This is a genomic window from Sphingopyxis fribergensis (assembly GCF_000803645.1).
GTDB classification, from domain to species: domain Bacteria; phylum Pseudomonadota; class Alphaproteobacteria; order Sphingomonadales; family Sphingomonadaceae; genus Sphingopyxis; species Sphingopyxis fribergensis.
Map to the genome: position 1 here is coordinate 863,521 of NZ_CP009122.1, position 12,057 is coordinate 875,577.

General features: G+C 65.5%; 8 protein-coding genes. All 8 read left to right on the top strand.

Annotated features, from left to right (window positions below):
• Positions 1-76 precede the first annotated feature (76 nt).
• On the top strand, positions 77-2,293 hold the full coding sequence (locus SKP52_RS27540; RefSeq protein WP_039572027.1) for a polysaccharide lyase 6 family protein: 2,217 nt from the start codon (positions 77-79) through the stop codon (positions 2,291-2,293).
• Positions 2,290-4,452, top strand: coding sequence for a heparinase II/III domain-containing protein (locus SKP52_RS04075; RefSeq protein WP_039572030.1), 2,163 nt, complete (start codon positions 2,290-2,292; stop codon positions 4,450-4,452). The genes SKP52_RS27540 and SKP52_RS04075 overlap by 4 nt, the downstream gene beginning before the upstream one ends.
• Positions 4,449-5,732 (top strand): MFS transporter, encoded by a 1,284-nt coding sequence (locus tag SKP52_RS04080; RefSeq protein ID WP_039572033.1) that lies wholly within the window; start codon positions 4,449-4,451, stop codon positions 5,730-5,732. Before SKP52_RS04075 ends, SKP52_RS04080 begins: the two co-directional genes overlap by 4 nt.
• 12 nt (positions 5,733-5,744) lie before the next feature.
• The gene (locus SKP52_RS04085) at positions 5,745-6,497 is read left to right on the top strand and encodes an SDR family NAD(P)-dependent oxidoreductase (RefSeq protein ID WP_039572036.1); all 753 of its coding nucleotides are present in this window, start codon (positions 5,745-5,747) and stop codon (positions 6,495-6,497) included.
• On the top strand, positions 6,497-7,336 hold the full coding sequence (locus SKP52_RS04090; RefSeq protein WP_039572038.1) for a rhamnogalacturonan acetylesterase: 840 nt from the start codon (positions 6,497-6,499) through the stop codon (positions 7,334-7,336). Before SKP52_RS04085 ends, SKP52_RS04090 begins: the two co-directional genes overlap by 1 nt.
• 112 nt (positions 7,337-7,448) lie before the next feature.
• Positions 7,449-10,304: a TonB-dependent receptor gene (locus tag SKP52_RS04095; RefSeq protein ID WP_052207791.1), complete on the top strand. Its 2,856-nt coding sequence runs from the start codon at positions 7,449-7,451 to the stop codon at positions 10,302-10,304.
• A gap of 8 nt (positions 10,305-10,312) precedes the next feature.
• A complete protein-coding gene (locus SKP52_RS04100; RefSeq protein ID WP_052207793.1) occupies positions 10,313-11,200 on the top strand; it encodes an alpha/beta hydrolase in 888 nt (295 codons plus the stop codon).
• Between the two features lie 82 nt (positions 11,201-11,282).
• Positions 11,283-12,029 (top strand): FadR/GntR family transcriptional regulator, encoded by a 747-nt coding sequence (locus SKP52_RS04105; protein WP_039572042.1) that lies wholly within the window; start codon positions 11,283-11,285, stop codon positions 12,027-12,029.
• The last annotated feature ends 28 nt before the right edge of the window (positions 12,030-12,057 follow it).

A 12,057-nucleotide genomic window follows, 5' to 3' on the forward strand; every position in this document is an offset into this window, starting at 1 on the left:
TTCAGACCGAATACGGGTTGATCTTGTCCTACCTCTTGTATAGTCCAGCGATCAAGAATCATAAAAAGGGCGAGGCATGGCGCAGATAAGGGCGGTTCTAACGGTGGCGATACTGGCTTCGGCGGCGCATCCGGCGCTCGCGCGCGACATGCTGGTATCGGATCAGGCCCAGTTCAAATCGGCGGTCACAAAGGCGCAGCCGGGCGACGCGATTATCCTCGCCGATGGCGAATGGCGCGATTTCCAGATGGTCTTCACCGGGACGGGTACCGCCGAGAAACCGATTGCGCTGACCGCGCAGACCAAGGGCAAGGTGCTGCTCACCGGCCAGTCGAATCTGCGCATCGGCGGCCGCCACCTGCTCGTCTCTGGCCTTGTGTTCAAGAATGGCGCGAGCCCGACCCGCGAAGTCATCAGTTTCCGCCGCGATTCGAAAACGCTCGCCACCGACAGCCGCGTGACCGAAGTGGTCATCGACGGTTTCAGCAAGACCGACCGGCGCGCCGAGGATATCTGGGTTGCGCTTTACGGCACCGGCAACCGTGTCGATCATTCGCATTTCGGGGGCAAGACCAACGCGGGCGTAACGCTTGCGGTAATCCGCCGCGCGGGCGATCCGCTCGATAACCGCCACCGCATCGATCATAATTATTTCGGCCCGCGCCCGCCGCTTGGCTCGAACGGCGGCGAGACGATCCGTATCGGCACCAGCGAGGAATCGCTGTCCGACAGCCATACGATCGTCGAGCGCAACATCTTCGACCGGACGAGCGGCGAGGTCGAGATCGTCTCGGTCAAATCGGGCGGCAATATCGTCCGCGAAAACCTCGTGCTCGAAGCGCAGGGCGCCTTCGTGCTGCGCCACGGCAACGGCAATTTGATCGAGCGCAACATCTTCCTCGGCAAGGGCGTGCCCGACACCGGCGGGGTGCGGGTGATCAACCGCGACCAGGTGGTGCGCGACAATTATTTCGAGGGGCTCGCCGGCACCTCATTCAAGAGCGCGGTCAGCGTGATGAACGGCGTCCCCAATTCGGTGACCAACCGCTATCATCAGGTCGCGAACGCGCGGATCGAGGGCAACAGCATCATCGACAGCGCCCGCATCACGCTCGCGGCCGGCGCCGACGCCGAACGCTCGGCGGCGCCGACAGGCAGCAAGTTCGAGCGCAACCTGATCGTCGGGGCAAAGGGGCAGGATCCGTTCCGCGCCGAAGGCGAGATCGGCGGCATCGCCTTTGCGGGCAATGTCGAGGCAAGGGTTGCAAAACCGCTGTTGACCGCCGGTATCGAGCAACGCGAGATCAAACTCGAACGGGCCGCCAATGGGCTGCTCTACCCCACCGATCCGGCGTTTGCGGCGGTCGGCGCGCCGCGCGACCTGAAGCCCGTTACGCGCGAAGAGGTTGGCGCCGGCTGGTATCGCGGCGACGCCCGCGAAGCGGCGTTCGGCACGGGAAGCACCGTGTCGCTCGCAGCGGGCGCGTCGCTCGCCGAGGCGGTCGCCGAAGCGAAGGCCGGCGACACGCTGGCGCTCGCCACCGGCACCTATGACATCGCTGCGCCGCTGACCGTGCAACGCCGGTTGACCATCGCCAGCGCCAAGGATGCGCAGCCGGTGCTGCGCGTCGCGTCGCGCCTCGCGCGGATCGCGGGCGGCGGCGGACTGCGGCTAGCAAATCTGGCGATCGATGCCAGCGCCGCGCCCGGCGACGGCGCACTGGTCGCTGTCGAAGCGGGCGTTGCGCCCAACTACAGTATCGCGTTCGATGGCGTGGCGGTACGCGGTCCCGGCAAGGGGCGGATCGACGGGATCGCGATGGCGCCGGGCACCTTCGCCGACGATGTCACGATCACGAACAGCGATTTCGCCGCGATGGGCGTCGTCGTCGCCGCGACTGGCGAGCAGGAACCGAAGGGCTGGTATCCGATGGAAAGGCTGACGATCGGCGGCAGCCGCTTCGCGGGCGTCGCGATGGTCGCCGACCTCTTGCGCAAGGGCAGTGACGAAAGCACCTTCGGCCCCTGGTTCGCGATGACCGGATCGAGCGTCGCCAATAGCGGCGCAGGCGGCGCGTCGCTGCGTATCTCGGGCGCCCAGCACACGGACATCGCTCAGAACAGCTTCGCCAAGTCGGACGGCATCGTCGTCATCCATTCGGTCGGCGCGCCCGAGACGCGGATCGCGTCGAACGCCTTTGCCGCGACCCCCGCGCCCCGCATCGAGGAACTGATGTGGAAAGGGCCGCCGCGTGGGCGGCTGATCGGCAATGTCGTGGAGGCGCGCCCGTGACTCGTACGCTCGCGCTCCTGCTCGCCGCGGCCACGCTCCCGGCCATCCCCGCCGCCGCGCAGACCCCGCCCGCCGCTTCGGCGCAGGCCTATGCGCCGTTCTTCGCGTCCGAGGTCGAGCGTGCGCGGCGTGACGTCGACGCGGCTATCCGGGCGGGCATCAACGTGCCCGTCCCCAAGGATCCGGGCGGCGGCTTCACGCACGAACAGCACAAGCGCAATTACCGCGTCATCTTCGAGGGCGGCCAGCTCTTTCGCCTGACCGGCGAGGCGCGATACCGCGACCATGTTCGCGACCTTTTGCTCGCCTATGCCGATCTCTATCCGGGGCTGGGGCCGCACCCCGCGGCGTCGAACCAGGTGCCGGGACGCCTGTTCTGGCAGAGCCTGAACGACAGCGTCTTTCTGGTGAACGCGGTGCAGGGCTATGCCGAGATTCGCGGCGCGCTTTCCGCCGCCGACCGCAAGCGGATCGACGATCAAGTGATCCGCCCGATGGCGCGCTTCCTGTCCGACGAGTCGCCTGAGGTCATCAACCGTATCCACAATCACGCGACCTGGGCTGCGGCGGGTGTTGGTCTGTCGGGTTATCTGCTCGGCGACCGCGACCTTGTCGACAAGGCGCTGCTCGGGCTCGACAAGAGCGGCAAGGCGGGCTTCCTGCGCCAGCTCGACCTGCTCTTCTCGCCCGACGGCTATTATGCCGAAGGGCCCTATTATCAGCGCTATGCGCTCCAGCCTTTCGTCGTCTTCGCGGCGGCAATCGCGGCGAACGATCCCCAGCGGAAGATTTTCGAGTATCGGGGCGGCATCGTGCTGAAAGCGATCCGTACCGCGATCGACCTGACCCACGACGGATATTTCCTGCCGATCAACGATGCGATGCCCGACAAGAGCCTGCGCACCGAGGAACTCTATCACGCCGTCGCGATCGCCTATGGCGCCACGAAAGATCCGGCTTTCCTGTCGATCGCCGACTGGCAGGGGCGCACCGTGCTGACCCCGGCGGGGCAGGCGATGGCGGCCGACCTCGCCGCGGGCAAGGCGAAGCCATGGCCCTATGGCTCGCGGCTGCTCTCCGACGGTCCCGACGGCAAGGGCGGCGCGCTCGTCCTGCTGCGGACCAAAGCCGACCCGACGGGACCGCTGCTCGTGGCCAAGAACACGGTGCAGGGCATGGGGCACGGCCATTTCGACCGGCTCGGCTGGCTTTATTATGACGAGACCGGCGCGGTTGTCACCGATTATGGCGCGGCGCGCTTCCTGAATGTCGAGGCGAAGCAGGGCGGACGTTATCTGCCCGAAAACGACAGCTGGGCGAGCGCGACGATCGCGCACAATACGCTAGTCGTCGATGAGCAAAGCCACTTCGCAGGCGATTGGAAAGCTGGCGAAAAATTTGGCACCCGCCAGCTCGCCGCCGCGCTCGAAGGGCCCACTCGCTACGCGATCGGCGAAATCCACAGCGCGTATAAGGATGTCAAAATCCGCCGCGCCTTGCTGCTCCTCGAAGTCGATGGTCTCTCAAATCCCCTCACGCTCGATATCCTCCACGGGACTGGCAGCGGCAGGCATGTCTATGACCTGCCGCTGCATTTTTCGGGACATATCATCGACAGCGACATCGCTCTCGACCGCAATCTCGCCGAGCGCCCGGTGCTCGGCAAGGCGAACGGTTACCAGCATCTGTGGGTCGACGGCGTGGGGACCAAGGCCGGCAAGGCGCGGCTGACATGGATGCAGGGCAGCCGTTTCTACTCATACCATATGCTGCCGCCCGCGGGCGCCAACTTCATCGTCGCAGAGAGCGGGGCGAACGATCCCGAGTTCAACCTGCGCCGCGAACCCGCGCTGATCCAGCGCGTCGCGGGCGCCGCCGATGCAACATTCGTCAGCCTGCTCGAACCGCATGGCGCCTATGACGCGTCGGCGGAGACCGTCGTCGCCAGCAGTTCGCGCGTGACGGGGCTCGACCATCGCCGCGAAAAGGGCGCCGATCTGGTCATCGTCACGCTGGTCGACGGGCGCCGCATCGCGGTCGCGGTCGCCGACGATGTCGCGCCCGCCGCGCGGCACAGCGTTACCATCGATGGCCGCACACTCGCCTGGACTGGCCCCGTCGGCCGCCTCGACCTCGCCAAGACCGGAGCGAAGAAATGAGCAATATCAAGGGTCGCTTCCGCTGGTGCGTGATCGCATTGATCGCGCTCGCCACCGTCATCAACTATATCGACCGCAACGCGCTCGCGGTGATGTGGCCCGAAGTGTCGAAGGAAATCGGCGCATCGAAGGAAGATTATGCGCTGCTCGTGACGATCTTCATGATCTTCTACGCCTTTGGCCAGTCGCTGTTCGGGCGCATCTTCGACGCGATCGGCACGCGGATGGGTTTCACCATCTCGATTGTAATCTGGTCGCTGTCGATCGCGGCGCACGCGCTCGTGCGCTCGATGCCGCTGCTGATGGTGCTGCGCGCGACGCTCGGCGTCAGTGAGGCGGGCAACTGGCCCGGCGCGGCGAAGGCGAACGCGCTCTGGTTCCCCTCGCGCGAGCGGGCGCTGGCGCAGGGGATTTTCAACGCGGGCGCGTCGCTGGGCGGCATCATCTCGGCGCCGCTCATCGCGCTGCTTTTCGTCCAGTTTGGGTGGCACGGCACCTTCCTGCTCATCGGCGTGCTCGGCTTCATCTGGCTCGTGCCGTGGCTCTGGTTTTACAAGGCTGACCCCGAAAGGCATCCGGGGCTGAGCGAAGAAGAGCGCGCCTATATTCTGACCGGCCGCACCGAGGCGGGCCGCGACGACAGCCGCCGCGTGCCCTTGGGCGAACTGCTGCGCTATCGGCAGAGCTGGGGCGTGATCCTGTCGCGCTTCTTCCTTGACCCCGTCTGGTGGCTTTTCGTGTCGTGGTTGCCGATCTATCTCGCCGAAACCTTTGGCTTTGACGTCAAGCAGATCGGCCTCTTTGCCTGGGTGCCGTTCGTCGGCGCGATGCTCGGCAGCCTGTTCGGGGGCTGGCTCGCGGGCCAGATCATCGGCGGCGGCGGGAGCGTGCACCGCGCGCGCATGACGACGATCGGCATCGGCTGCGCGATCATGCTGCCGTCGCTGCTCTTCACGATCGGCGCGAGCGAACCGCTCAACGCCGTGCTGCTGATCGCGTGCATCCTGTTCGGTTTCCAGATGGCGATCGGCAATATCCAGACGCTGCCGAGCGACTATTTCGGCGGCGGCGCAGTCGGCAGCCTCGCGGGGATCAGCGGCACCGCCGCGGTCGCGGGCACGCTGATCACCACCTGGCTCGTCCCTTCGCTCACCGAGACGAGCTATGCGCCGATCTTCGCGCTCAGCGCGGCGATCGTGCCCATTTCCTTCCTGTGCTTCTGGCTGGTTGGCGGACGCGTCGCACCAGTCGCCACCCGACCCACCCGCAACCAAGATTAAGGATTGAACTGCATGACTCTCCAGGGGAAAACCGCGCTCGTCACCGGCGGCGGCCGCGATATCGGCCGATCGGTGTCGATCGCGCTCGCGCGCGCCGGCGTGCGCGTCGCGATCAACTACAACAGCGGCCGCGACGCCGCCGAGGACACGCTGAAGACGATATTGGACGCGGGCGGCGATGCCTTCCTCATCCAGGCCGACGTCACCGACAGCGCCGCGGTCAAGGCGATGCTCGAAGAGGTCGGGGTCGCGTTCAGCGGCCGGCTCGACATCCTCGTTAACCTTGCGGGCGGCATGGTCGCGCGCAAGACGCTTGGCGAGATGGACGAGGATTTCTTCGACCATGTCATGACGCTCAACCTCAAATCGGCCTTCCTCGTGCTCCAGGCATCGCAGCCCTTCCTCGGCGAAGGCTCGGCGGTGGTGAACGTCTCGTCGCTCGCGGGGCGTGACGGCGGCGGCCCCGGCGCGTCGGTCTATGCGACCGCGAAAGGCGCGCTGATGACCTATACCCGCGCGATGGCCAAGGAACTCGGGCCGCAGGGCATCCGGGTCAACGCCGTCTGTCCCGGCCTGATCGGCACCAGCTTCCACGACCTCTTCTCAAAACCGGAAGGCCGCGCCGCAACCGCGAACAATACGCCGCTGCGCCGCGAAGGCCATCCCGACGAGGTCGCCGACACGATCGTCTATCTGGCGTCGCCGGCGGCGAGCTTCCTCGCGGGCGTGTGCCTCGACATCAACGGCGGGCTGGGCTTCTCGTGATGTGCCGGATCGTCACAACCGCCGCCTGCGTGCTGCTCGCAAGCGGGGCGCAGGCGCAGACGCGCGAGCGGACCGACGCCCCGCCGCTCGAGCCGTACAAGATCATCCTCGTCGGCGATTCCACCATGGCGCCGCACAGCGGCTGGGGCGGGGCGTTCTGCGCGCATCATGTCAAATCGTCGGTCGCGTGCCTCAACACGGGGCGCGGCGGGCGCTCGACGCGCAGCTACCGGCAGGAAGGCAGCTGGGACATCGCGCTCGCCGAGGCGAAGGTGCCGGGCTATCGCGGCACCTGGGTGCTGATCCAGTTTGCGCACAACGACCAGTCGTCGAAATCCGAACGCTGGACCGACGAGACGACCGAGTTTCCCGCGAACCTTCGCCGCTTTGTCGAGGAGGTACGGGCGGCGGGCGCCACCCCGGTGCTTGTGACCCCGCTGACGCGGCGCGAGTTTCGCGAGGGCAAGCTCCGCAATACGCTCGCGAGCTGGTCCGACCAGATCCGCGGCGTCGCGAAGGCAATGGACGTTCCGCTTGTCGATCTGAACGCGCTCAGCGCCGCACAGGCGCAGGATATGGGCGCCGAGATGGCGACCAAGCTCGCGCAGGAGCCGCCGACGGCCGAGGAACTCGCCGCCGCAAAAGCCGGAACGACGCTGACCGCACGCCCCGCGCCGCCTCCGCCCCCGCCGATCCCCGGCGACGGAGCGCGCGGGCAGGTGACGCGCAAGTTCGACTATACGCATCTCGGCAATGTCGGCGCCGAAGTCACCGCCAAGCTGGTGACCCAGGCACTTGCGCGTGCCGTCCCTGCGCTTCGGAGCCAGCTTGTGCGCTAAAAGCATGTATGGCAATTTGGACTAACCAATTTGCCATACATAATGGTTGACAAAATTGCAGCCATGATTGACGGTATTGGTCAGAACAAAATCATATACAGGGAGAGACGACGTGAATTCTCGCAATCCGATTCGCGCGCGCATTCTGCGTGCCGCCTTGCTGGCTGGCGCCGGTTCGACGCTGCTGATCGCTGTGACGCCCGCGATGGCGCAAGATGCGCCCCCGCCGCAGGCTGAAAGCGAAGAGGACGCGATTATCGTCACCGGCATCCGCGAGACGATCCAGAATTCGATCAACACCAAGCGCGAGGAAACCGCGATCGTCGATGCTTTGTCGGCCGACGATATCGGCGACCTTCCGGCGCTGTCGGTCGGGCAGGCGATTCAGACGATCACCGGCGCGACGACGCACCGCGAAAAGGGCGACGCGTCCGAAATCGCGCTGCGCGGCCTCGGTCCCTTCCTCTCGAACGCGACCTTCAACGGCCGCGACGCGACCAACGGCAGCGGCGACCGCTCGGTGAATTTCAACCAGTTCCCCTCGGAACTCGTCAACAATATCAAGATCTACAAGACGCAGCAGGCGAGCCTTGTCGAAGGCGGCGTCGCGGGCACGATCGAGATCGGCACCCTGCGTCCGCTTGATTTCGGCAAGCGCCGCATCCAGGGCGAGGTCAAGGCGCAGTATAATCCCTATGGCGACCGCATCGTGGGCGAGGGCGGCATCGGCTGGCGCGGGACGCTGAGCTATGTCGACCAGTTCGCGAACGACACGATCGGCATCGCGATCGGCGTCCAGCGCAACGACACCAATAATCCCGAAGAAACCTATGCCGCGTCGACAACCTGGACGGCGTGCCGCGCCGACCTTGTCGTCACCAACAATAATTGTACCGAATATGGCCGCGACGATTATGGCGAGGGTCATCCCTTCTACCTCGTCCCCAACGCCTATACCTTCCGCCAGATCAGCGAGACCGACAAGCGCGATGCGATCTTCGGCGCGATCCAGTGGCGGCCGTCGGACCAGTTCAACATCAACCTCGACGTCCAATATTCGGATCGCACCTTCGTCGAGAGCCGCCGCGACCTCAACATCTCCGAAGCGCGGCGCAGCCTGACCGACGTCGTCTATGACGAAAACGGCATCGTCCAGAGCCTGAGCGGGCAGAGCGCGATCGAATCGAACGGGTCCGAACTGTCGCGCGCCGAGGAATATCTGGGCGGCGGCCTGTCGGTCGAATGGCAACCGAGCGACCGGCTGACGCTGACGGTCGACGGCAGCTATTCACGCACGATTCGCGTGGAGGACGAACGCAATGTCCGCCTGCGCACCGATCCGCGCGATCTCAACGGCGACACGACCGTCTTTAACAACATGCGTATCCCCTATACCTACGAGATCACGCCGGGCAGCTTCGTGCCGACGATCACGATCGATCCGCGCTTCGACCTCAATGATCACGACCTGTTCTGGGACGATGCGCGCTTTCGTCGCGACCAGAGCCGCCGGCATAACGAGATTATCGCCGGCCGCTTCGATGCCGGATATGAAATGGACGGTTTTTTCAGCAAGCTGTCCGCCGGGGTCCGCTGGTCGGAAATGACCTTCCGCGACTATGATGTGCGCAATGAGGGTTTCGACCTCACCACCGACCTCGACGAAGAGCGCCGGATCAACAATCTATGTCGCAACCCGGCCTTCCCGCAGACCGGCTTCCTGTCGGACGCCAGCGGCAACAGCATCAACAGCTGGGCGACCTTCGACGTCGACTGCCTGTTCCGCGAATATACGGGCAGCGAAGACCCCGGCGCGCTCGCGGACAAACGCTCCCCCGCGAACCGCGACGTCACCGAACGAACCTACGCGGGCTATGTCATGGCCGATTACGACGCCGACCTTGGCAACATGCCGGTGCGCGGCAATATCGGCGTGCGCGTCGTCAAGACCGACGTGACCTCGAACGGTTTGCGCAGCGACCTCACCATCATCGACAATGGCGACGGCACGATCCGCCTCGACACCACCGGCGATTTCGAAACGGTGACGATCAAGAGCAGCAACACGCGCATCCTGCCCAGCATCAACGCGATCTTCGAAGTCGCGCCGAACACGCTGCTGCGCGTCGCGGGTTATCGCGCCATGTCGCGCCCCGCGCCGAGCGCGCTTGGCGCCGGCCGCACCTTCCAGATTGACGCCGACAACTTCACCTCGGTCGAGGAAGCGATCGGCAATGTTCGCGCCAACGGCAGCCCGCGCCTGAAACCGCTGATGTCGTGGAACGCCGACGCCGCGATCGAATGGTATCCGAACAAGGACAGCCTCCTGTCGGCGACGCTCTATTACAAGCAGTTCAACGGCGGATTCCAGCCGGTGGTGTTCGACGAGGAGTTTGTCATCGACGGCCAGACGGTGACCGCGCCGGTGACGCAGACGCGCAACAGCCCCGACAAATCGCGCATCTATGGCCTCGAACTCACCGCTGCGACGCGCTTCAGCTTCCTGCCCAAGCCGCTCGACGGGCTGGGCGCGAAGGTCAGCTATAATTATGCCGATTCCAATTTCACCAATCAGGACGTCCGGCTTGGCGACCAATATGATCCCGAAACCGAAACCGTCTCGCCGGGGATCATCCCTGCGGCGGGCCTGTCGGGCTATTCGAAGCATGTGCTGTCGGCGCAGGCCTATTATGAGATCGGCCCGGTGTCGCTCCAGGCAATCTACAATTACCGGAGCAAATATTATCAGGATTTCGTAGGTGGCAACAGCCAGCTGCGTTACGTCGGGCCCAGCGAGACGGTCGATTTCCGCGCGTCGCTCGACCTGATGAAGGGCGTGTCGCTGCGGTTCGAGGCGCTCAATCTCTTCAACGAGCCCAAGGCGACCTATATGCCCGTCTATGGCAGCAGCCGCCAATATCATTATTATGGCTCCAAATATTTCATCGGCCTGCGGGCGCGGATCTAGGCGAAAGCATGCACGGTCCGATCGCCTTGCTGTTGGCCGCGGCGGCGCCGCCCGCCGCTGCGTCCGAAGCGGTCGAGCCGGCGAAGATCGAGCGCGACGTCGTTTACCGCACGGTCGCGGGCAGGGCGCTGCATCTCGACGTCTATCGCCATGCCGATACGGCGACGGCGCCCGGTCCGGTGCTGATCCATTTCCACGGCGGCGGCTGGGCGCGCGGCGCGCAGCCCGCCGACTGGACGGGGTTTCGCCCTTATATGGCGGCGGGCCTTTCGCTGGTGACGGTGCAATATCGTCTTGCGGGTGTGGCGCGCGCACCGGCCGCCGTGCAGGATGCGCGCTGCGCGCTCCACTGGGTTGCCGCCAACGCGGCGCGGCTGGGCTTCGATCCCGACCGCATCATCGTGACCGGAACCTCGGCCGGCGGGCATTTGGCGCTTATGGCGGGTCTGCTACCTGCGGCGAACGATATCGACAGCGCCGAATGCCGCGGCGGTCCTGCCGTAGCCGCGATCCTCGATTTCTATGGACCGACCGACCTGACCGGCATCGCGTCGCGGTCGGGGGCGCGGCATCCTACGGTGGCGAACTGGATCGGCGATGGGGCGCAAGCGGCCGCGACCGAGCGGGCGATGTCGCCGGTCGCCTGGATCGCCGGGGACAGCCCGCCGGTTTTCATCGCCCATGGCGATGCCGACCCGGTGGTGCCCATCGCCCAGTCGATCGAGCTCAAGCGCCGTCTCGATGCGCGCGCGGTGCCGTCCGAATTGTTCGTCGTGCGCGGCGGCGGGCACGGCAAGTTCGCGCCCGAGCCCCGGGCCGAAGTGTCGCGGCGGGCGATCGCCTTCCTGTGCGGACGCGCCCTGTTGGTCGCATCGGCTTGTGAAACGAAAAACTGATGGCCGGCGCGATGCGGCTCTTCAAACTTGTCATACCAAATTGTATGACCGTACCCGCAATCCTGCGGGGAGACGATTGATCATGGCCGAACGCCGCCTTTTTGAAGATATTTCAGACGCGATCCGGCGCCTGATTCTCGACGGAACCTTTCCGCCGGGAACGCGGCTGCCCGGCGAGCGCGAGCTGTCCGAACGGTTCGAGGTCAGCCGCGTGACGATCCGCGAGGCCGAGATCGCGTTGCAGGCGACGGGGTGGATCCATATCCGCACCGGCGCGGGTGCCTATGTCGAGGCGATCCTGCCCGGCGACAATGCCATCCTGCCCAAGGTCAGCGCGTTCGAGCTCACCGAAGCGCGCTCGCTGTTCGAGGCCGAAGCCGCGGCACTTGCTGCGCCGACCATCTCGTCCGAAACGCTGGCAAAGCTCGATGAATTGCTCGTCGCGATGGCCGACGACAGCAAGAGCGAGGAAGAGATCAGCGCGATCGACCGCGAGTTTCACATGACGATCGCCGCGGCGTCGAGCAACAAGGCGATCATCCACGTGATCGAGAGCCTGTGGCGGATGCGGATGGAGTTGCCCGAGGTTCGGAGCAGCCATTCGCTCGTCTGCCGCAAGGACGGTGCCGCACGACAGGCCGAACATGCCGATGTCGTCGCGGCGCTGCGCAAGCGCGACGCGACCGGGGCGCGGCTGGCGATGCGGCGCCACTTCAACCGCCTGATCGAATCGATGCTCGACGAGACCGAGGAACGGGCGATCGTCGAACTGCGGCGCCAATCCGCCGAAAGCCGGGAACGTTATCTGCTGAGCGCCAAGCTGGCGTGACGTCCGGCCCTTCGCCTTCGCCGGTTGC

Excerpts from the sequence above, each read along its gene's own strand:
- SKP52_RS27540 (WP_039572027.1), top strand. The coding sequence starts at position 77 with ATGGCGCAGATAAGGGCGGTTCTAACGGTGGCGATACTGGCTTCGGCG.
- SKP52_RS04080 (WP_039572033.1), top strand. The coding sequence starts at position 4,449 with ATGAGCAATATCAAGGGTCGCTTCCGCTGGTGCGTGATCGCATTGATC.
- SKP52_RS04085 (WP_039572036.1), top strand. The coding sequence starts at position 5,745 with ATGACTCTCCAGGGGAAAACCGCGCTCGTCACCGGCGGCGGCCGCGAT.
- SKP52_RS04090 (WP_039572038.1), top strand. The coding sequence starts at position 6,497 with ATGTGCCGGATCGTCACAACCGCCGCCTGCGTGCTGCTCGCAAGCGGG.
- SKP52_RS04100 (WP_052207793.1), top strand. The coding sequence starts at position 10,313 with ATGCACGGTCCGATCGCCTTGCTGTTGGCCGCGGCGGCGCCGCCCGCC.
- SKP52_RS04105 (WP_039572042.1), top strand. The coding sequence starts at position 11,283 with ATGGCCGAACGCCGCCTTTTTGAAGATATTTCAGACGCGATCCGGCGC.